This is a genomic window from Alteromonas sp. I10 (assembly GCF_003201515.1).
Lineage (GTDB): Bacteria > Pseudomonadota > Gammaproteobacteria > Enterobacterales > Alteromonadaceae > Alteromonas > Alteromonas macleodii.
In genome coordinates this window covers 386,351-407,057 of record NZ_QJJN01000003.1, presented here as the reverse complement: position 1 = coordinate 407,057, position 20,707 = coordinate 386,351, and the positions used below count along the sequence as shown (strand labels likewise).

Below are 20,707 nucleotides of genomic sequence, written 5' to 3'. Positions count from 1 at the left end.
ATTGCTCTTTATGGCTGCTTGTATCTGTTAATCGCTATAAGGGCGGTAACACGGTCATCTTTTTAATAATGATCGGCTCAATGGGTACGTTATTCGCGTTAAGGCGAATCGAATATTCAGTTTCTACTTCCGACATGGCATCAACAACATCTTCGCCCTCAACAATTACGCCAAAAACCGCGTAGCCCCAGTCTCTTCCGGGGTTTAAGCTGCTGTTGTCATTCACGTTGAAGAAAAATTGTCGGTTTGCGGTATGCGGGTCACCTTGTCTTGCCATGGCAATGGTGTGCAGGTCGTTAGTCAAACCGTTACCAGACTCATTGAAGATATCTGGAAAGTTCGACTTGCCGTTGAAGTCTGCCGTATAACCACCACCTTGCACAACAAAACCAGGCACGATGCGGTGAAAAATGGTGTCTTCGTAGGCGCGCTTGTCAACATAACGAAGAAAGTTATTTACGGTAATTGGCGCACGTCTTCTGTCCAGTTCAACCACAATATCGCCCATGGTGGTTTCTATTTTCACCCGAGGGTAATAGTTATCTGGCTGAACCTGAGACCCATCGTCTTTCTTGGCCATAACGGGTGAACTGCTGCCTATTAGCATGATGGCGGTCAGCAGTGATAAAAGTATTTTCTTCATAAAAATGCCTTTAGATGTTTTCCTTAATTCGCGCATGTTTTTTGATCGCTTATCGTTTTGCAGTGCCTAAGATAACGAACTTTTTGTCACTCGCAAGTACCTTAGCGCCACCAAACAACTTTTTAAGTTTAATGTGATAGTCGAGGTGTCGGTTACCAACCACCACTAAGTGACCGCTTTTAATAAGTACGTCCCGGGAATCAGTGAACATTTGCCATGCAATATGGTCAGTGATTGCGTTTTGTTGATGAAACGGTGGGTTACACAGAATTTTGGTAACAGCAGGTTTATTCTCTCTATTGATTAATGTTTCAAGGCAATTACTTGCAACAAACTCACATTGATCAATTTTATCCGGGAAGTTGTTGAGCACATTGAGTCTGGCACTTTCTAATGCCATATAGGACTCATCCACAAATATTACTTTGGCATCAGGGGCAAGAGAAAGGGCATTAACCCCCAGTACTCCGTTGCCGCAGCCTAAATCTACCACCACATCATTAGCGCTCACCGTCATATGTTCAAGCATAATGCGAGCGCCTATATCTAATGACTGTCGGGAAAACGTATTCGCCAGATTGTCTATAGTTAACGCCGTTCCCATCGTACTTTTACACTGCCAACGCGTCGGATAGGGCGAGTCAGATAGTTTTATTGACTCACGAGGCGAAGCGAACACAAGCCGCGATTTCTTCTTGGCAAGGGACGTGGTGGTGGGGCCAATATATCGTTCAAATAGGTTGAGTACGGATTTTGTGATGGTCTTCACTTTACCGGTTGCGATAACACGCGTGTCAGGTGTTATATATTTTTGTAAATCAATAAGCTGCTGTTCAAGAAGTGCAAGGGCGCGGGGGACCTTCAGCACAACAAGACTCGGCGCCTTTTCTGGCTTAAACGTTAAGCTTTGCACGCTAGTCAAGGTTTTCAGCGGCGCGGTTAGCAGGCCGTTTTTATTGCTCGTTTCTGCATTACCCAGTAAATGATTGGCTTTTAAATTCTCAGAGAGTGATCGCAAAGATATGTAGGAGTCAGATACCCAGTAAGGTGCTAAGTGCGAAAACCAACAACCTAACGCGCCGAAATCGTCGTTAAAAATCATCATTGAGCCATCATTGTCACCACTGCCAATTGAAAGCGACGCTTCACTTAATAAGCTCTCAATGTGCTCAATAACGAGTTCATCAGCGCTATCCCATGCTTGAAGGCTTATGTGCTGGTGCTTTTCAGGGTAGCGAATAAGCGAGAATTGTCGGTCGGCAAAAATAAATTCTGTATTCATTGGAGTCTGTTTTCAGAGAAGGCTCAAAGCACTCACATACTTTTGGGAATGCCTATTTGGTTTATGTACGCGCTGCCTATCTTATCATATCAGCTACGCGGCTCTAACAGCCAAGACGACTCAAAACGCGAATGTTTCGATGAAAATAAAAGGTAAAACGTTTACTTTGTTTTATTTGTGTGAAAATATTGTTAATTAAGTCTCGTCTGACCACTTGATAATTAACTGAGAAAACTATGAAAAAACGACTGATAATTCTACTGTCCATTGCCTTTTCAACGCTCTCTCTAAATGTTAAAGCTGAAGTAACTTTCCCTGATGCCGCCTTTAGTAATTTAGATTACGGTTTGTATTGGTTTGACTACAACGACGCGAAAAAAGCGAATGTTAATGAGCCTAATCCATACTACAACGCCAATAATAAAACGGTCATCTACATTCACGGATGGCAAAATGGCTCGGTAACGGAGCGTCGTCGCGAGACGTTGAATCGTTCAAACTCGGGAGGACCTAACGAAGACCTCGCATGGTATTGGTTAGATAGAGGGTATAATGTAGGGATTCTGTATTGGAACCAGTTTGCAGATGAGTCTGAAGTTAAAGATGCAGAAGCCAAGATTCATTCGGCTTCTGGTCCTCGAAATATGCGCTGGAAGTCGTCAAATGGCAGCTACAGCTCGGGACCAAGCTCTTCGGTAACACAGTTACTTTACAACTCACTCACGAATGGAATGCCTAACTTTAATGGTAGCGAGCTCCGCATAGCGGGTCACTCTTTGGGGAATCAACTAGCGCTTACTATTTCAGAGAAATTAGACGATGCGGTAAATAGAGGTGTTCTGACATCATCATATCGGCCAAATCGTATCGCATTGCTCGACCCTTTCTATTCCATAGGTGAAAAATCTTATCTGAATAACGATTGGACTGGTGAGAGAAGTAAAAGCACTGTTGATGCACTAAAAGCTAAGGGAATTGCCATTGAAGCGTATCGTAGCTCGCCGGTTACCAGCACATTTCTTGCTGGTGACAATAACGCTAGCCTAATGAATAGCATTGCATTTTCAGAGCTAAAACCATGGAATTTTGCTTGGTGGCAAGTGGCTGAGAAGCACGGTGCTGCAGTGACTCACTATTTTTGGTCACGAGCTTTCAGCCCGTTGACACTTGACGGAAGCAATACCCAAGTACCGAGCGCATCGGCGAGCAGTACCGTAATCAAAACGTGGATGAACAAGAATAAAGGCGTTATTCAAGACAGCGGTGCATACAGTGCCACACCTGCAGATGACGACTTCAAAGAAAAATCACGCTTATAGAAGTTAACATCAATCCACATTAGCAATGCATGCGTAATTAAGGTGTAATTGGGGGAACTTCAAAAGTGTGTTTAAGCACTTTTGAGATCAAGTGCCCATAGCCAAAATTAAAAATCACCGGAAATATTATAGTTACGCATGCAGTTTTCTCTTTTCGAGACCCCAGAAAACAATAGCTCATCTCATAAGCTCCCGCTGTCAGAGGGCGACGTCACTTATTTTCCTCACGCGCTATCAAAAAATGATGCAGATACTTTTTTTGAGTTACTGAAGGCCGAGTTACCCTGGCGTCAGGACTCGATCAGATTGTTTGGCAAGCCGGTAAAAATTCCCCGCCTTCAGAGCTGGCACGGCGATGACGATTGCACCTATACCTATTCGAATTTAACCATGTCGCCAAATCCGTGGACGAACAGCCTTTTAAGCATTAAGGATTGTTGTGAAGCGTTATGTGCTGCAACCCAAAATACAAAGTTCAACAGTGTGTTAGCGAATTGGTATCGTGACGGACAAGATAGCATGAGCTTTCATTCAGATGATGAGCCTGAGTTGGGTATAAACCCGGTTATTGCATCCGTCACCTTAGGTGAAGCAAGGCCCTTTGTTTTTAAGCACAAAGAAACAAAGGAAAAGTATACACAGGTGCTTGAGCACGGCAGTGTATTAATTATGGCAGGAACAACACAAAGTCATTATGTGCACGGTATTGCGAAGACGGCTAAGCCTATCGGTGGTAGAATTAATCTTACATTCCGACATCTTATTCACAGAACAAGGTAAGCCAAATGCAAGTAAAAGCGTTTCTGGAAACTACGATTGAAGCTGCACTTAACCCGAGTTTTCTCGAGGTTGTAGATGAGAGTTTTATGCACAATGTTCCAGAGGGGGCTCAGAGTCATTTCAAAGTAACGGTAGTGAGTGATGCTTTTGAGGGTAAGCGCTTAATAGCGAGACACAGAGAAATTAACGGTCTTGCGGCTGAAGCGCTGCAGGGGCCTGTTCATGCGTTGGCACTTCACACGTATACGCCTACAGAGTGGGAAGCTCGAGGTGGGCAATCTATGGTATCGCCAAACTGTCTAGGTGGTAGCAAGCACGACCAATAACGCTCTTTTTGTACTAAATGGAAGTAGATTTATGACAAGCAGTGAAACAAAAAACAGCGGCGCGCTAGCCTCTTACTTAGACATCATTAAAACCCCCTCTATTCAGGTGTTACTACTTGGCACCGGTTTTTTGCTTATGATGTTGTTTGTCTACATGGGCGTGCTGACTACGTTTGACGATGCGTTATTCAATGTAATTAGTGAAGCAGGCAATGTATCGGGTTGGAAAGAAGACGCGCTTCGCGATATCACCGCGTTAGGCAGTAATACGGCACTTATCTTTGTCACGATTTCAGTTGCCGGAGCCTTGGCGATGGCCGGTGAAAAGAAAAAGGCACTGACTTTTTTGATTGCTGTTGCCGTGGGGATCGTAACGACTTTCTTACTCAAAGCTGGCATCGACAGGCCTCGTCCTCCGCTGCCCATGCAGGATGTAAGTGTGTATACACAAAGCTTCCCCTCTGCACATGCTACCTTATCTACGCTTGTTTATTTCTATATCGCCTATTTGTTAACGTACTTCACGCAAAACGATTCAGTAAAAGTGTGGATCTACATGGCAGCCACCTTTCTTGTATTTTGTATTGGCTTAAGCCGCATTTTATTGGGCGTGCATTGGCCTAGCGACATTATTGCAGGGTGGTTTGCTGGTGGCAGTATGGCTGCCTTTTGCTTTTATATCATCAAGTGGAAACGCAAACTGCGTATAAAAGGCGAAGGTTAAACGTGCAAGATTTCAAGCGGCTAGGCGACATTATTAAGCGGGATCCTTTTCGCATGCGTTGCCTTCGCGCTTTGAGAGCGCTCGATTTACCGCAAGGGTACATTGGTGCTGGATTTGTTCGAAATGCCATATGGGATGAGTTACACGCAAGAGCGACACCAACTCCCCTTAACGATATTGATGTGATTTACTTTAGTGGTGAAATTAATCCGCCGCAAAGTGTTGCGAGTGCCGATAATACATTGGAATCAGTACCTCAACCGCAAGCTTACTCACCAAATTCTGCAGCTGCTAAACCAGGGCTGAAAGCACAAGAACAAGCCATAGAACGCGAGCTAGCGCGTATGGTTCCTCAAGCTAATTGGCAAGTTAAAAACCAAGCGCGTATGCACGTAGCTCACGCGCACGCTCCCTATCAAAATTGCCACGACGCTATTTCTTATTGGATAGAACGAGAAACCTGTGTTGCGGTTCGTCTTTTAGCCAATGATGATTTAGACATACTCGCGCCATTTGGTTTGGAAGCAAACTTCGCCGGCACCATAAGTATTAACCCAAAATATCCAAGACCCGAAGTTTTTAAACAGCGACTTGCTTCTAAGAATTGGCTTACTGTTTGGCCTTTGTTGAAAGTTCATAAGTAACTGGAAAGCAGTACATATTTGTACGAATTGGCACGCAATGTTTCAGACTATACTTTGATTAATCAAAGCCATAATAAACGTTCTTCTGCACAACAATACATTGTTCATTTCTGCATTCATACTATCAGTAAAGCATTACGAATTAGCCAATTTATCCCGGCATTTCCTCTGCACCTATCGTCGAAAAAATTACGAAAGAACGTAGTTACAGTAAACGCGGCACACGTGTGTTGCATAAAAAACTTGCATTCATGTAACCTTTGGGTATCATTGATACCTAAGGGTTACATATGATCCGTTTAGGTATCATATGTGACATTAGAACGCAGTGAGCTTTATTCGGCATCAATGCGCCGTTAATAATAGGGAATTTAAAAATGGCAACATCAATTTTGGTACCACCAGAGACGGAACAAGAGTATTTAACAATCACGGGTAAAGTCAGTCTCGCCTTAGCTTTATTTGTGCTATTCCAAGTTGCATTAGCTGTAATTGGCAATACAGACTCAGTTATTTACTGGGCATTAGAGGTAGCTTCATTAGCAAGTGCTATTTACTGCGTAGCATTAGGTATTAAATCAACGAAGTTTGCCAAAAATATATCCCGGTTGGGTTTTTGGACACTAACATTTGACGATGAATATGTGGACTACGTCAGCTCATTTAGCTTGCGCATTACCTGTCATATACTGATTTTCGGCACACTGATTCTCGCTTTTTGGGGTGACAGTAGGTGGTTTGTAGAAGTAATTGCTCCCTTTGAGATTACCAATGCTCTTCAAGTCTTACTTGGTGTAGCCGCGGCTGCTCATGGAACATCCATTTTGTGGAAGTTGCGCGAGGAAGAGCTAGATGAATGAAGATTTAGATAACCACATTCACAAGCTCCGATTGCAACATAAAATCTCTCAGCAAGAGTTAGCTGATGCGATAGGTGTTTCCAGAAAAACTATAAGTACCGTGGAAACCGGACGTTTCACACCATCGGTAGTTATTGCTCTAAAAATTGCCGAATATTTTGCTATTCCAGTTGAGCAAGTATTCGCACTTAAATAAATCGATACATTGGAAATATTCTGTAGTGGAAGCCTATTAAAGGGCGCTGCACAAAAAGTCGGAATTTGTGTTGAGCCGGAATTTACCTTCCTGCTGAGTTTTTCGTTGTAATATTTACGATCTTAGCGGCAATAGCCGCTATGGTCGTATTTTCGCTCATAGCTTGTTTTTGCAGTCGACGATACGCGTTATTTTCGCTTAATCCGAATTGCTCCATTACTACCAGTTTTGCTCGCCCAATCAGTTTTTGTTCCTGTATTGCACGCTTGGCCTCTTCGAGCTCCCGACCCATATCTTCTATGTGTTGGGCCTGTGAACGCAGTAAATCATAAAAAGAGCGGTGAGCAGATAAAGTCTTCGTTTGCTCGTTAAGTGATAGCGTTTTGATTTCGTCTTCTTTGGTGTCTTCCGCGAGTCCAGGCATACTTGGATCGAACAATAAGGTGAGCGGTGAGCCATCAGTAGCGTGTTCATCATTGAAGCGCGTAAGCAACTGCTGATGATTGGCCATCTCATTTTTTGCATCGGCGACTTTACTGTTAGCTTGCTGAGTAAGGGCCTCAGTGAGCGCCACTTCGATAGTCTGCATTGCATCCATTCGACGCGTTGCTACATCAAACCAAACTTCCGATATTTCTCCGGCAATCGGACTGCCGTCACCAAGCTGTGCAATCATATTTCTAAGCTGTGTAATATCGATTGCAGCAGGGCTTTTGTTCAACGCGTCTAATGCATCTTTATGCGGCTTACAGCTAAACTCACAGAATATACTGAAGTGATGTTCTTGGGCATGCTGAAGCGCGGCCAGCTTTTCACAAAGGCGAACATCGAAATGAGTTTCTGCGAAACCAATAGCGCCCCACGCCCGCTCCTGCCCAGCGTATTCTTTTGCCTGCATAAAATTGAACAGTGCAACCAATAAGCGAGTGATTGTTGGGTCGCTTGCAATATCTGCCGCTTCAAAAATAACCGTAAGTAAACTGGCAACTAGACGACTATATGCTCGTGTGGATTCCAGTGGTGTCAGCAGCTGCTTGCTTACCTGTTCTCTAAGTCTGGGCAGGTAGTCTGTCGCCTGCATAGCAAGTGTAATGCTGCTCAACAACCGCGGGTTACCCGTGGTGATCTCATCTGTCAGGTAGAGAGATTTCAAGTGGCTTTTCAACATTGACTCCGCTTGCTCGCTAGCACTGACGTACTGCATTCGCTCAGCGGCATAACGCTCGCCTTTTGAAGCAAGAAAGATATTGCTGGCCCCACGCTCTTTTTGCAGTTCATGAATAAGTTCTCGAACGGCAATTACAATTCGACAATTACTAGATAGTTGCTCAAGCACGGTTATTTCGGCGTGCTTGGCCGCTAGCAAAAAGCGCTTAGTGGCGTCGCTACAAAGCGCAATGGTCTGTTCTGGTTCATGAAGCATGTTAAGGCCTGCTAATCTTCGGTACACACGTTTCGAATTTTTTCTTGATGAGTGCATCTATTGGCGAAACGTTTTTTGAAACTCATTGCTCTTAGCCCCTGCACTCAGCAGAGCAATACGTGTACCAAGCAACACTTATGCCCTGTTTATTAGAATTAATGAAGATAAGCCTTAGAGTGAACAAAAACGCCCGGAGTGCTGACATTTCGCGGCATGTGGTTCGGCTGGAACTTTTATTTAAGGTGACTTTATAAGGGGGAACGGAAAGGTTAGCGGCGTTGGGAGGGAAGAAGCTGCGCCAAAATGGTGCAGCCTCGCAAACTATGTGGTTTTGCTTTCCGGATTAGTTTCTGACTACGCGAAGAAACCAACCTACAAACAGTGAAATTAAGAAACCGAAGAAGGCAATCATTGTGGTGATAGTTAACATTTGCCCAGAAAAGTCAGCATTCTCGCCAGTGTGCTCGCTAACCAGCATTCCTGATGCTTTAAAGATAAACAATGCTGCTACAGAAAATAGTAAAATAACGGCGGTCGACATGATAGTGGCTTTCCAATAAGCTTTCGGCGACATCCAATGAATAGCGCCTGCCACTAGCACGCACAAAATAGTCAGAATATAAGGTACCACTTTAACTCCTCGTTGAATAAGACTTGTGCCTTATTGCGACGTCTTACCATAGCCCCGTATTAGAAATCGAAGCGCATTGAACGACGCGGTTAATAAAAACCATTATACGATGCCATGTACGATGCAATTTGTCAGCATTCGCTATTAAATTAAGCCCTGAGACCGTACATGAAAAATTGACAAGCTCACAGCATTAGGAAAGGGGCAAAGAGCCCTGCGCTTATCACGTAAGCGCCAAGTAGTTCGGACTGGAGCCTGTTGATCTTTGCTGCACATCAACGTTCAACAGGCCCTAGTAACAATCTATTAAAAGATTTTGCGCTACAATGGTGATAGAATCGCCGAAAAAATCTCCTACCTACTTGGTGTTCTGCTTTAACGCGGTGTACGCCATGGTGGGTTGTTGTGTTTAACATCTTAGCTTCTGAGAGAACATGTTCGATTTAATTACCAGTAAAGACAGCAACGTTAAAAACGACGTGCTATCAGGTATTACCGTGGCGCTTGCCTTGGTCCCTGAAGCCGTTGCATTCGCATTTGTGGCCGGCGTAGAACCAATGATTGGTCTTTATGCGGCTTTCATGATGGGCTTAATCACTTCCGCTATTGGTGGCCGACCAGGAATGATTTCTGGTGCTACCGGCGCCATGGCCGTTGTAATGGTGGCACTGGTTGCCCAACACGGCGTGCAGTATTTATTTGCCGCGGTTATTTTGGCTGGTTTACTGCAAATTATGTGCGGTATTTTCAAGCTCGGAAAGTTTATACGACTGGTCCCATATCCGGTAATGCTAGGCTTCGTAAATGGTTTGGCAATTGTTATTTTCTTGGCGCAATTAGGCCAGTTCAAAGTGACCAACGCAGCGGGTGAATTACAGTGGATGGAAGGTACGCTGTTATATTGGATGCTAGGGCTTGTGGCGCTAACCATGGCCATTATCTATTTACTACCAAAGCTAACCAAAGCTGTACCGGCGTCGCTTGTAGCGATTGTTACGGTGACCTTGTTAGTACATGGTCTTGACCTTGAAGCGCGTACTGTAATCGACTTTGTTCGTGACTTGCTACCAGCTGACCAGCGCGATACCGCAACGCTAGCGGGTGAACTTCCTAGCTTTGCTATTCCTATGGTGCCGTTCACCTGGGAAACCTTCATGATCATTCTGCCTACCTCAGTCATTCTTTGCTTGGTTGGTCTTATTGAATCGCTCCTTACCCTTTCATTAATTGATGAAATGACGGACACCCGCGGACGCGGCAACAAAGAATGCGTTGGCCAAGGTGTTGCAAATACCGTAAACGGTTTCTTTGGCGGTATGGGCGGTTGCGCTATGATTGGCCAAAGTATGATTAACATTAACTCTGGTGGCCGTGGCCGCTTGTCTGGTATCACCGCGGCGGTTGTATTATTGGGCTTTATTCTATTTGCTGCTCCGCTAATTGAAATGATTCCTCTCGCTGCCCTTGTTGGCGTTATGTTCGTGGTGGTTATTGCTACATTTGAGTGGGCGTCATTCAGAATTATTCGCGGCGTAAACAAAGAAGATGCGTTCGTACTTTTCCTAGTAACCGGCGTTACCGTTATCGCTGACCTGGCTATTGCGGTTGTGGTGGGTGTTATCGTTTCAGCACTGGTGTTTGCATGGAAACACGCTCGTCATATTGAAGCGAGATCCCATATCGATAACGACGGTTGGAAAGTCTATGAGCTAGACGGCCCGCTGTTCTTTGGCTCGGTATCGCATTTCAAAGACCTGTTTGATATCGCCAACGACCCTAATGATGTAGTTATTGACTTTAAAGACTCTCGCATTTGGGATTCATCAGGTATCGATGCGCTAGATACCCTTGCTGACAAATACGAAGAGCAGGGTAAAAAGCTACACATTCGCCATATCAGTGATGAGTGTCGCTCACTGCTTCGCAAGGCCGATAAGTTTGTTGAAATTAATGTGGTTGAAGATCCTCGCTACCGCGTAGCGACGGATAAGCTGGCCTAAGTTATTTGAAAGCCTTAATGCACCAAGTAAACACAGTTTTGCGTTTGTTTGGTGCAGTTGTGAAGTCTGCATAATGCTTATTTTGTAGTAAATCAAATAAAAACAATTGTTTACGGTTTTGGCACTGAACTTGGATAGCTATAAACGTAAAGTGTGTTTTGGTGATTTGTGTCAATCGCTGAAAATTGTGTGATTTATAACACTCCGTAAAATGTGTTAGCCGACCTAAACCGTTGGCAAAATAGGCAACGAAGCCCGCATCAACGAAAGTTGAAGCGGGCTTTTTTTTGTCCCGAAAAAAGGGGAATACCATGACTTCATTGGACTCAAAAACGCAAATTGTCGTCGTAGGCAACGGCATGGTGGGGCATCATTTTGTTGAGCAGCTTCACCAAAGCGATGCCAATGTAGAAATAACCGTTTTATGCGGCGAGTCACGCCTTGCGTACGACCGCGTTTATCTGTCGTCTTTTTTTAGCGGCGCGAGTGCTGATGACTTAGCGCTCACTACACCCGCTCAGTACGCCGAGTGGGGCGTAAACGTAGTTACCAATGCCTTGGTTACCGATATAGACCGTGACAATAATAAAGTGACGACTTCTGAAGGGCAGGTGTTTAGCTACGATAAGCTTGTGTTAGCTACGGGCTCATACCCATTTGTGCCACCCATCCCTGGCAACGATCAAGAGCATTGCTTGGTGTACCGTACTATAGACGATCTACTCGCTATTGAAGCTTCAGCAGCGGTGAGCAAAGTAGGGGTTGTTGTTGGTGGTGGGCTGTTGGGTTTAGAAGCCGCTAACGCATTAAAGCAAGCCGGTCTCGACACCCACGTGGTTGAGTTTGCCCCGCAGCTTATGGCGGTTCAGCTAGACCAAGCAGGTGGTAACGTTCTTAAGGACAAAATAGAAGCATTGGGCGTTACGGTTCACACCCAAAAGGCAACGCAAACTATTGAGGCCGGTGATACCTGCCGCTATAAAATGGTGTTTGCTGACGGCACTGCACTAGAAACTGACATGATTTTATTCTCTGCCGGTATTCGACCTTCCGACCAGCTCGGCAGAAAGTCAGCGCTAACACTGGGTGAGCGCGGCGGTATTGTCATTGATAATCACTGCGTGACGTCTGACCCAAACATTTACGCTGTGGGTGAATGTGCGCTGTGGGATAACAAAATATTTGGCCTGGTAGCACCTGGCTATACCATGGCGCGCACGGCTGTAAGTCATATAACCGGCGGCGATGCCGAGTTCGCTGGCGCAGATATGAGTACCAAACTCAAGCTAATGGGTGTGGAAGTGGGCTCAATTGGCGATGCTCATGAACGCACAGTCGGTGCGCTTAGCTACACCTATTTAAATCAGCCAGAAGGCGTGTACAAAAAGCTGGTGGTAGATAGCGAGCAAAAGTACGTGCTTGGTGCTGTACTCGTTGGCGATACCAGCGACTACGACACGCTCCTACAGTATGCACTTAATAATATTGAATTACCTGAACACCCAGAAAGCCTAATTCTGCCCTCATCCGATGCTGCACCGGCGCTAGGTGCCGATGCACTGCCAGACACCGCGTCTATTTGTTCATGCCTAAATGTGACAAAGGGCGATATTGTTTCAGCCATTGAAGGCGGCTGTTGTAGCGTTGGCGATGTAAAAGGCGAAACCAAAGCCAGCACAGGGTGTGGAGGTTGTGCTGCCTTACTTAAAAATGTTGTGGATAGCGAACTTGAAAAGCGCGGTGTGGAAGTATCAAAAGCCATTTGTGAGCACTTCAACCATACCCGACAAGAGCTATTTCACATTGTTAAGGTAAACGGCATTCGCACCTTTGACGAGCTACTAGAGCAGCATGGTGAAGGTCTAGGGTGTGAAATTTGTAAGCCCGCTGTCGGCTCAATTTTAGCCTCGGTGTATAACGACTACATTCTTAAGGCTTCACATCTTCCTCTGCAAGACACCAACGATATCTACCTTGGCAACATGCAAAAAGATGGCACGTATTCCGTTGTACCGCGTGTACCTGGTGGCGAAATAACACCTGAGAAGTTGATTCTGCTCGGCGAAGTGGCAAAAGAATACAACCTGTACACCAAGATCACGGGTGGTCAGCGCATTGATTTATTTGGAGCGCGCGTAGAGCACTTACCTGATATCTGGGAAAAACTCGTCGCTGGCGGTTTTGAAACCGGTCACGCCTACGCGAAGGCACTGCGTACTGTGAAATCGTGTGTGGGCAGCACCTGGTGTCGCTACGGTGTTCAGGATTCTGTTGGCACTGCCATTGATTTAGAGAATCGTTACAAAGGCTTACGTGCACCCCACAAAATTAAATTTGCCGTTTCGGGGTGTACCCGTGAGTGCGCAGAAGCCCAAAGTAAAGACATTGGTGTTATTGCTACCGAGCAAGGCTGGAACCTGTATGTTTGCGGGAATGGCGGCATGAAGCCTCGACATGCAGACCTGTTTGCCACCGACCTAGATACCGAAACCCTTATTAAGTACATCGACCGCGTGCTGATGTTTTACGTGAAAACGGCTGATCGCCTACAGCGCACATCGGTGTGGATGGACAACTTAGAAGGTGGGTTAGCTTACTTGCAAGACGTTGTGATAAACGATGCTCTTGGCATTAATGGTGAGCTTGAAGCACAGATGGATGCTGTGGTTGATGCTTATCAGTGCGAATGGAAAACCACCATCGAAAACCCTGAGTCGCGCAAGCGTTTCCGTCAATTCGTAAACAGCAATGCTAGCGACACCAATATTCAGTTTGTTTCAGAGCGAGGCCAGGTTCGCCCAGCTACTGAAGCTGAAAAAGTAGCAGGTAAAGATCAGTTCATTCCTGTCTCTATGGTATAGCCACTGGCTTATCAACCCTGTTAGGAGAATCAAATTATGTCAGCAGCGCAAAATGTAATGGCGTCAGAACCACAGCAAGTGCAATGGCACTATGTTTGTGAGACGAACGACTTAGTGACAAACAGTGGGGTTTGCGCCCTTGTCGACTCACAGCAAGTGGCAATTTTCAGTTTGAAGATAAACGGCGAAACCCAGGTTTTCGCCATTAGTAACTACGACCCTATTGGTAAAGCAAACGTACTCTATCGCGGGCTTCTAGGGTCGATAGGCGGTGCGCCTGTTGTTGCTTCGCCTCTATACAAAGAGCATTACTTTTTAGAAACCGGGCTGTGTAAAGAACACGACGATGTTTCCGTCACAGCTTACGCTGTGAAGGTAGAGGGCGAAAAGGTTTTTGTCGGCGTTTAAGCAAACTGCCTTTATTTGAACGCCCACATGAAAAAAGCCTTCTAGCCAAATGCATTCAAAAGCTTTGAAATCGAAAAAGGTAATGAAATGAATATGCCTACACGACAACCCGACATGATGTCTGAACAATTAAGACAAACAACATGCCCATACTGCGGCGTAGGGTGTGGTGTAGATATCAGTTGCAACGTAAGCACGCGTGCCATAACCCTGGACACTGTTAAAGGCACGCCAGAGCATCCCGCCAATTATGGAAGATTGTGTGTCAAAGGAACAAACCTGCTTGAAACAAACGACATAAACGGTCGTTTGCTTCACCCAACCATGGCAGGTCAATCGGTGGATTGGGACACGGTCACCGATGTGATTGCGGATAAGATCACCTCTACCATTGCGCAGTATGGCGCGGATGCCGTTGCTTTTTATGTATCAGGTCAGCTTCTCACCGAAGACTATTACATTGCCAATAAGCTTATGAAAGGTTACATCGGCAGCGCCAATATCGATACGAATTCACGCCTGTGTATGTCATCAGCCGTTGCCGCGTACAAGCGTGCGTTCGGTGAAGATGTGGTGCCTTGCGATTACACCGATTTGGAATGTACAGATTTACTGGTGATCACCGGAAGTAATGCGGCGTGGGCGCATCCAGTGCTTTTTCAACGCATTCAGCGAGCAAAGCTGAAAAATCCGAATATGAAGGTCATTGTTGTTGACCCACGCAAAACCGAAACCTGTACCATTGCCGATTTACACCTTCCTGTAAAACCGGGTAGCGACGTAGCCCTATTTAACGGTTTACTCAGCTATGCAAACGCACAAGGTCGAATAGACAAATCCGCCGTTGATACCTATGCCGAGGGGCTCGATGAAACGCTCAAAAGTGCAACTGCCTTAACGTTAGATGACGTTGCTGAAGTATGCGACCTGGACGTTAACAGCATTAAGGCCTTCTTTGATGCCTTTTGTGAAGCCTCTAGCGTAGTTACTTTTTATTCTATGGGCGTGAACCAGTCTTCTGCTGGTGTGGATAAAGCCCAAGCCATTATCAACTGTCATTTAGCAATGGATTTAATTGCTAAAGACGGTTGTGGCCCGTTTTCAATTACTGGCCAGCCTAATGCCATGGGAGGGCGTGAAGTCGGTGGGTTAGCCAATATGCTAGCTGCACATATGGACCTTGAAAACCCTGAGCATATCAGCGCTGTTAAAACCTATTGGAATGCCCCTGTTATGCCCAAAGGGCAGGGGCTTAAAGCTGTTGATTTGTTTAATGCAATTGAGAGTAGAAAGGTAAAATTCGTTTGGATAATGGGGACGAACCCCGTTGTCAGTATGCCAAATCGCGGTCAAGTTGAACGCGCACTTTCTAAATGTGACATGGTGGTGGTGTCTGATATTGTTGAATCTAACGATACGCTCAACTACGCGCACATTGCCCTTCCCGCCTCGGGGTGGTCGGAAAAAGACGGCACGGTGACAAACTCAGAGCGCCGTATTTCACGTCAACGCGGTATATTGCCCCCACCAGGTAGTGCAAAACACGATTGGCAAATACTGTGCGAAGTGGCGAGTAAAATGGGCTTTGGCGAGGCATTTAATTTTACCCATCCGTCACAAATATTCTGCGAATACGCTGGGCTAACCGGCTATCAAAATAACGGTAAGCGGCAGCTAGACCTGTCACCTCTACAAGCGTTAAGTGAAGCTCAGTACAATGGGCTATCGCCTTTGCAGTGGCCTTTTCACACAGTTATAAAAGCTGAGAATGCGGCCAGTTCTAATTCTCAACCTAGCCTTACCAGTAAACGTCCTTTTGAAGATAAACGGTTTTCAACCCCTAGTGGCAAAGCTAAATTTATTCCCGTAACTTACAGAGCGCCACTGCAGGTAACATCAGACGCTTATCCTTTTGTTGTGAACAGCGGCCGAGCGCGAGATCAGTGGCATACCATGACGCGCACGGGTAAAGCGGCAAAGTTACTGGCTCATATGCCAAGTGCTTGCGTGCATATCAACCCTAAAGACGCTGCTGAATTGGGCGTTGAAGGCGGAGATCTTGTTTCTCTTTCAAGTGCACTGTGTAAAGACGCCCCTGTTATTTATCCGGTTAAAGCGGATACGGATATGCGCAAAGGGGAAGTATTCATTCCCATTCACTGGTCGGCGCAATGGGGTTCGCACAGTAAACTAGGCGCACTTTACGCCAGCGCGGTAGACCCTATTTCAGGGCAGCCAGAGTTAAAACACGCGGCGGTTGCTATCGCGCCTGCTCACTTCGCTACCTACGGCAAGCTCTTTGTTTCATCAGTAAACCAATCAGCACATAATTCAAAACTTAATCCCTTTAGTGAAGACGCGCTAAAGCATGCGTGTGATTACTGGAATACGACACCGCTTGAAAGCACAGAGGCGTCTTCACCTTTAAATAACTCGGATGCAGCATTATCAGTATTGAATGTTGCTTCGAACAAAGGTCGTCGAGATTTTACACAAGGGTTGATACCTCTGCTGCCGCAAAACGCGGTGCTATTGCAGTTTCATCATCATACATACTCAGTATGCCTTGCGCTTGTCGATGATACTCTTTGTTTCGCGGCGTTTTTAGGCGATGAGCCAGAAAAGGGTGAAAGGGCACCAGCAGCTGCACATACAACAGCGCAGGCAGCGCCACATTTAAAAAACACATGGTCAGTACCTAACGAATGGCTCGCCAGCCTTCTCAACACATCTATTTCTACAGACATACAGCGCAATTTAATACGTGGCCAAGTAGACGACGCATTTTTAAATGGTGATGTAGTTTGTAGCTGCTTTGAAGTGCGCGAAAAAACCATTACACATGCCATCGAAGAAGGCTGTAGTTCGGTGGCAGAGCTTGGTGAAGCATTAAAGTGTGGTACGAATTGTGGCTCGTGCAAGCCCGCCTTGTCTCAGCTGATAGACAAGCATTTAGTCATTGAAATTCAATCTGTTTAGGAGCGTTAAATCATGTCAATTGCATCTAGTTGGTCGTTACCGTTTTTGCGCACCTTATTTAAACCGCAGAAACCTTTGTTAAACCTCTTTTATCGCGATGCTATTTCTACCTCGGTCACGACCGTGACGACGCGCCAGCGCTCCGATAATCCAAAAGCTCCAGCTAAGCATTCATACTTTGGCAAGTGGTTGAAGTTAGCAAACAGGCAAACTGAAGGTCATAAACAAGGGCAGGTATTCATCGTCGGTGCTGGCCCTGGTGATGCCGAGTTACTTACGTTAAAAGCGTTTCGTCTTCTGCAACAAGCCGATGTCGTGCTGTTCGACGCCTTAGTCAGCGAAGATATTCTCGCGCTAATTCCCTCTAAAGTGGTGAAAGAATATGTAGGGAAACGCTGCAAAAAGCATAGCTTTACCCAAGACGCTATATGCAAGCGAGTGGTTGAATTGGCAAGCAACGGTCACACTGTCGTACGGTTAAAAGGCGGTGACCCAGCCCTATTTGCAAGAACCTGCGAAGAAACCGATGCACTCACAAAAGCCAACATTCCTTTTGCTATTGTTCCTGGTATTACGGCAGCATCGGGTGTGTCAGCCTATACGGGGATCCCTTTAACCGACAGGCGTTGTGCTCAGTCGGTGAGTTTTATGACCGCACATTTTAAGGACGTGGATCAATGGCCAGAGATGGCACCCATGGCGCAAAATGTATTGAAGCAAACCATGGTGGTTTATATGGGGCTAAGCCGACTTGAAGGGCTATGCAAAGGCTTGATTCATCACAACGTGCCAACCACATGGCCAGTAGCGGCAATTGAAAATGCCACTTCGCCCGAACAGCACGTGATTACTGGCGTGCTTGCCGATATTCATAGCAAGGTAGAAGCAGCAAATTTAACGGGGCCTACGTTACTTATATTTGGAAAGGTGGTAGAGTCTCGTCAACAGGTAAATACTCTTCTACTACATTCATCCAAGCATGCAGCAACCATTTAGTGAATACATAAAAATTATTGGCAAGGGTCAAAAAGGGGGGCGTAGCCTTACCCGTGACGAGGCTTATCATGCCATGAAAATGGTATTGGCCAATGAAGTAACAGGCGATCAACGCGGCGCATTTCTTATGTTGCTGCGTACCCGTGAAGAAACACCAGAAGAAGTTATTGGCTTTGTCGATGCATGCAGAGAGCTGATAGAGCCAGAAGTTAAAACTCTCACCCCCACGTTAGATATTGGCTGCTACGCGGGAAAGCGTCGCCAGTTACCGTGGTACTTATTGGCCGTAGCGGTACTAACCAACAATGGTTACTCGGTCATGCTTCACGGTGCTCATGAACCGGGTTCGGGGCGCCTTTATGCAAGTATAGCGTTACCTCAATTGGGCCTACCTGAAGTTAGCAGTATTGCAGACGCCAAACAGCAGTTAACGGATAAAGGGGTGACTTACCTTGATTTGTCTTATTTGCTGCCTGCGCTCGACACAATTATTAAGCTTCGTGAGGTATTTGGCCTGCGTTCATGCGCTAACACCCTCGCAAGGTTGTTGAATCCCACCGCTGCACAATTTTGCGTACAGGGCGTTTACCATATGCATCTTGACCACAAACACTGCCGCGTTAATGAAAATTATCCATCTATAGATGCGCTTTGCTTTCGTGGTGATGGCGGAGATCCTGAAGTTAATGGTGAGCGGGAAACTGAGCTATTTATTACTCGAAATGGTGAGACCGAAGAAGTAATAATGCCGGTGGTTGCTGACAAATGGGCGCTTAAAGATAAAGACATGAACGTTAACGACATGCTTGATGTGTGGGCGGGTAACGCGAATAGCCTTTACGGTGAACAAGCCATCTTAAGCACACTTGCCAGCTATTTGGTACTGCTACAAAAGTGTGATGTTGCAGATGCCTTGTCGCAGGCAAGGCATCTTTGGGCACAGCGCGATAAAAGCGCAACGCCATTTTAAGGTCACCTGCGTTTTCTGAGCGGGCAATTATCTATATTGCTTGATATAAAGCCCTTCTTTTTAAGGAAAAATAGCCAATCGTCGCATTGACTTAATCGTTGCTATACTTGTTAATAGTATTAACAAGTTTTCCTTAAGTGGTGTTATGCGAATCACGCAATGGCTCGTATTTTTAGCTAGCCTGTCGCTCTTATTTCGAGCAGGTTATGCTGTATCTGAAAATCGAGAACAGGTCACAACCTCTAGCGTAACTTTCGTACTAACCGCAGATATGCCTAATATTAGCGACGCACGCACAGGGCGTTACGCTAATCTTCAAACCCTCGTAAAACAACAGCGGCAAATTAGTGAAACCGTCTTCTTCATTTTCGGCGGCGGCTCGATTGGGCCGAGCGCGCTATCCTCGTTTGACCGTGGCTCCCACATTATTGATATTCTCAATTCCCTTGAGCCAGATGTGATGGGGGTCACAAAGAGAGAATTTAGTTTCTATGAGGATGAATTATCTCTTCGTTCTTATGAAGCAGCCTTTCCATTGGTAGCCAGCAACGTAATAGACAACCGGGTGGGGCGTTCCCCAGATGGCCTGCACACTTCTGTGATTGTAGAAAAAGAAGAATTAACTCTTGGTGTTATATCAGTTTTACATGAGAGAGTGATAGAAGAGTACCAATTATCTGATATTGCTATAACGCCTCCTCAAAAAGCCATCATGGAGGAGTCTAAAAGATTGCGACAGCAAGGCGCAGATATTATTTTGCTGCACTATTCCTACCCGTTCCCTTTTATTAATACCATGCTGAACAAACGTATTATTGATGTCGCTTTCATAACAGACAGTCGCTTGGACGAAAAAAGTTTGCTCGAAACTACGCGTCATCCTAATAGCATGGTACTTACGCAGCAGGGCACCGCTGTCGTTGCTAGTTTTGTGAAAAATGCTGGGTGGCAAGCAACGTCGTATATAGAACAGCCGTTAGAAGATATAGAGGCTGATGCTGAGTTAAACGAGCAACTCATTGAGTATGAAGCGCGCCTAAAGCGGTTGTTAAATATCCAAATTGGCGAATGGAAGATTGCCGTTTCGACTGCGCGCAAAGAAGTGAGAAGTGAAGAGAACCCTTTTGTAAACTTTGTCGCGGATACCATTAAACGCTATGCCAATACTGAAATTGCCTTGATAAACGGAGGCAGTATCCGAGGCAACAAACAATATACGGCAGGTACACCAATTACTCGGCAAGATATTGTCACCGAAATGCCGTTTCGAGCGCATGTTGTGGCTTTAGATATAACTGGCGCTCAGTTAATTCAAGCTCTGGAAGAGGGGCTTTCGCAATATCAAAATTTAAAAGGCGGTTTTCCTCATGTATCGGGTATGTCTTATAGTTTCGACCCTTCAGCGAAAGTGCTTCAACGAGTAAAAAATGTCACCATTAATGGAAAGCGAATAGTTAAGTCGAAAACCTATTCGCTGGCTACAAGTAACTTTCTGGCTAATGGCGGAGACGGTTTCTATGCGTTAAAGAATACCGAAAAGCGTCCGGCCTTGAGTACACGTCCCCCTCAAATATCAGACCTTGTGATGCAGGCCATCGTCAATCAATACGATATAAAGCCTAAAACTGATAACCGCATAATAAATATGGCAAAAGGCGGTTGATC

At 45.6% G+C, this 20,707-nt stretch carries 18 protein-coding genes; 14 read left to right on the top strand and 4 right to left on the bottom strand.

Going from position 1 to position 20,707, the window contains the following annotated elements; all coding sequences use genetic code 11:
- Window positions 1-34: 34 nt before the first annotated feature.
- Window positions 35-643: a peptidylprolyl isomerase gene (locus BZA03_RS08605; RefSeq protein ID WP_110288566.1), complete on the bottom strand. Its 609-nt coding sequence runs from the start codon at window positions 641-643 to the stop codon at window positions 35-37.
- A 49-nt stretch (window positions 644-692) separates the two neighbouring features.
- Window positions 693-1,925 (bottom strand): methyltransferase, encoded by a 1,233-nt coding sequence (locus BZA03_RS08600; RefSeq protein WP_014948223.1) that lies wholly within the window; start codon window positions 1,923-1,925, stop codon window positions 693-695.
- A 236-nt stretch (window positions 1,926-2,161) separates the two neighbouring features.
- Here BZA03_RS08600 and BZA03_RS08595 point away from each other — a divergent pair, with 236 nt between their 5' ends.
- The 7 genes from BZA03_RS08595 (at window position 2,162) to BZA03_RS08565 (ending at window position 6,774) form a co-directional block, all read left to right on the top strand.
- Entirely contained in the window at window positions 2,162-3,244 is a 1,083-nt protein-coding gene (locus BZA03_RS08595; protein ID WP_110288519.1) for a hypothetical protein, read from the top strand.
- 138 nt (window positions 3,245-3,382) lie between these two features.
- The gene (locus tag BZA03_RS08590) at window positions 3,383-4,024 is read left to right on the top strand and encodes an alpha-ketoglutarate-dependent dioxygenase AlkB (RefSeq protein WP_039224473.1); all 642 of its coding nucleotides are present in this window, start codon (window positions 3,383-3,385) and stop codon (window positions 4,022-4,024) included.
- 5 nt (window positions 4,025-4,029) lie between these two features.
- On the top strand, window positions 4,030-4,350 hold the full coding sequence (locus tag BZA03_RS08585) for a BolA family transcriptional regulator (RefSeq protein ID WP_014948226.1): 321 nt from the start codon (window positions 4,030-4,032) through the stop codon (window positions 4,348-4,350).
- A gap of 31 nt (window positions 4,351-4,381) precedes the next feature.
- Window positions 4,382-5,074, top strand: coding sequence for a phosphatase PAP2 family protein (locus BZA03_RS08580; RefSeq protein WP_110288518.1), 693 nt, complete (start codon window positions 4,382-4,384; stop codon window positions 5,072-5,074).
- A gap of 2 nt (window positions 5,075-5,076) precedes the next feature.
- Window positions 5,077-5,718 (top strand): nucleotidyltransferase family protein, encoded by a 642-nt coding sequence (locus tag BZA03_RS08575; RefSeq protein WP_110288517.1) that lies wholly within the window; start codon window positions 5,077-5,079, stop codon window positions 5,716-5,718.
- A gap of 377 nt (window positions 5,719-6,095) precedes the next feature.
- The gene (locus tag BZA03_RS08570) at window positions 6,096-6,578 is read left to right on the top strand and encodes a hypothetical protein (RefSeq protein WP_039231818.1); all 483 of its coding nucleotides are present in this window, start codon (window positions 6,096-6,098) and stop codon (window positions 6,576-6,578) included.
- Window positions 6,571-6,774: a helix-turn-helix transcriptional regulator gene (locus BZA03_RS08565; RefSeq protein ID WP_014948230.1), complete on the top strand. Its 204-nt coding sequence runs from the start codon at window positions 6,571-6,573 to the stop codon at window positions 6,772-6,774. The genes BZA03_RS08570 and BZA03_RS08565 overlap by 8 nt, the downstream gene beginning before the upstream one ends.
- Before the next feature lie 82 nt (window positions 6,775-6,856).
- On the opposite strand, the gene BZA03_RS08560 is transcribed toward BZA03_RS08565, so the two are convergent.
- A complete protein-coding gene (locus tag BZA03_RS08560) occupies window positions 6,857-8,197 on the bottom strand; it encodes a nitrate regulatory protein (RefSeq protein WP_039224912.1) in 1,341 nt (446 codons plus the stop codon).
- A gap of 343 nt (window positions 8,198-8,540) precedes the next feature.
- Window positions 8,541-8,828: a hypothetical protein gene (locus BZA03_RS08555; RefSeq protein ID WP_014948232.1), complete on the bottom strand. Its 288-nt coding sequence runs from the start codon at window positions 8,826-8,828 to the stop codon at window positions 8,541-8,543.
- A gap of 434 nt (window positions 8,829-9,262) precedes the next feature.
- On the opposite strand from BZA03_RS08555, the gene BZA03_RS08550 reads away from it, so the two are divergent.
- The 7 genes from BZA03_RS08550 to BZA03_RS08515 all read left to right on the top strand — a co-directional run bounded on the left by BZA03_RS08550 (window position 9,263) and on the right by BZA03_RS08515 (window position 20,705).
- Complete coding sequence (locus BZA03_RS08550; protein ID WP_014978293.1) at window positions 9,263-10,828, top strand: SulP family inorganic anion transporter; 1,566 nt, start codon at window positions 9,263-9,265, stop codon at window positions 10,826-10,828.
- A 311-nt stretch (window positions 10,829-11,139) separates the two neighbouring features.
- Window positions 11,140-13,689, top strand: a complete 2,550-nt coding sequence (gene nirB / locus BZA03_RS08540; RefSeq protein WP_014948235.1) for a nitrite reductase large subunit NirB — start codon at window positions 11,140-11,142, stop codon at window positions 13,687-13,689.
- Window positions 13,690-13,725: 36 nt separating this feature from the next.
- A complete protein-coding gene (nirD, locus tag BZA03_RS08535) occupies window positions 13,726-14,097 on the top strand; it encodes a nitrite reductase small subunit NirD (RefSeq protein WP_014975661.1) in 372 nt (123 codons plus the stop codon).
- Window positions 14,098-14,184: 87 nt separating this feature from the next.
- On the top strand, window positions 14,185-17,076 hold the full coding sequence (locus tag BZA03_RS08530; RefSeq protein ID WP_110288515.1) for a nitrate reductase: 2,892 nt from the start codon (window positions 14,185-14,187) through the stop codon (window positions 17,074-17,076).
- A 12-nt stretch (window positions 17,077-17,088) separates the two neighbouring features.
- The gene (cobA, locus tag BZA03_RS08525) at window positions 17,089-18,072 is read left to right on the top strand and encodes a uroporphyrinogen-III C-methyltransferase (RefSeq protein ID WP_110288514.1); all 984 of its coding nucleotides are present in this window, start codon (window positions 17,089-17,091) and stop codon (window positions 18,070-18,072) included.
- Window positions 18,056-19,042 carry a glycosyl transferase family protein gene (locus BZA03_RS08520; RefSeq protein ID WP_110288513.1) on the top strand — a complete coding sequence of 329 codons (987 nt, stop codon included), beginning with the start codon at window positions 18,056-18,058 and terminating at the stop codon, window positions 19,040-19,042. Before cobA ends, BZA03_RS08520 begins: the two co-directional genes overlap by 17 nt.
- Window positions 19,043-19,187: 145 nt before the next feature.
- Entirely contained in the window at window positions 19,188-20,705 is a 1,518-nt protein-coding gene (locus tag BZA03_RS08515; protein ID WP_110288512.1) for a bifunctional UDP-sugar hydrolase/5'-nucleotidase, read from the top strand.
- Window positions 20,706-20,707: the final 2 nt, after the last annotated feature.

Bases quoted from the DNA above. Each gene is read 5' to 3' on its own strand.
- BZA03_RS08605 (WP_110288566.1), bottom strand. From the start codon at position 643: ATGAAGAAAATACTTTTATCACTGCTGACCGCCATCATGCTAATAGGC.
- BZA03_RS08600 (WP_014948223.1), bottom strand. From the start codon at position 1,925: ATGAATACAGAATTTATTTTTGCCGACCGACAATTCTCGCTTATTCGC.
- BZA03_RS08595 (WP_110288519.1), top strand. From the start codon at position 2,162: ATGAAAAAACGACTGATAATTCTACTGTCCATTGCCTTTTCAACGCTC.
- BZA03_RS08590 (WP_039224473.1), top strand. From the start codon at position 3,383: ATGCAGTTTTCTCTTTTCGAGACCCCAGAAAACAATAGCTCATCTCAT.
- BZA03_RS08585 (WP_014948226.1), top strand. From the start codon at position 4,030: ATGCAAGTAAAAGCGTTTCTGGAAACTACGATTGAAGCTGCACTTAAC.
- BZA03_RS08580 (WP_110288518.1), top strand. From the start codon at position 4,382: ATGACAAGCAGTGAAACAAAAAACAGCGGCGCGCTAGCCTCTTACTTA.
- BZA03_RS08570 (WP_039231818.1), top strand. From the start codon at position 6,096: ATGGCAACATCAATTTTGGTACCACCAGAGACGGAACAAGAGTATTTA.
- BZA03_RS08565 (WP_014948230.1), top strand. From the start codon at position 6,571: ATGAATGAAGATTTAGATAACCACATTCACAAGCTCCGATTGCAACAT.
- BZA03_RS08560 (WP_039224912.1), bottom strand. From the start codon at position 8,197: ATGCTTCATGAACCAGAACAGACCATTGCGCTTTGTAGCGACGCCACT.
- BZA03_RS08550 (WP_014978293.1), top strand. From the start codon at position 9,263: ATGTTCGATTTAATTACCAGTAAAGACAGCAACGTTAAAAACGACGTG.
- nirB (WP_014948235.1), top strand. From the start codon at position 11,140: ATGACTTCATTGGACTCAAAAACGCAAATTGTCGTCGTAGGCAACGGC.
- nirD (WP_014975661.1), top strand. From the start codon at position 13,726: ATGTCAGCAGCGCAAAATGTAATGGCGTCAGAACCACAGCAAGTGCAA.
- BZA03_RS08530 (WP_110288515.1), top strand. From the start codon at position 14,185: ATGAATATGCCTACACGACAACCCGACATGATGTCTGAACAATTAAGA.
- cobA (WP_110288514.1), top strand. From the start codon at position 17,089: ATGTCAATTGCATCTAGTTGGTCGTTACCGTTTTTGCGCACCTTATTT.
- BZA03_RS08520 (WP_110288513.1), top strand. From the start codon at position 18,056: ATGCAGCAACCATTTAGTGAATACATAAAAATTATTGGCAAGGGTCAA.
- BZA03_RS08515 (WP_110288512.1), top strand. From the start codon at position 19,188: ATGCGAATCACGCAATGGCTCGTATTTTTAGCTAGCCTGTCGCTCTTA.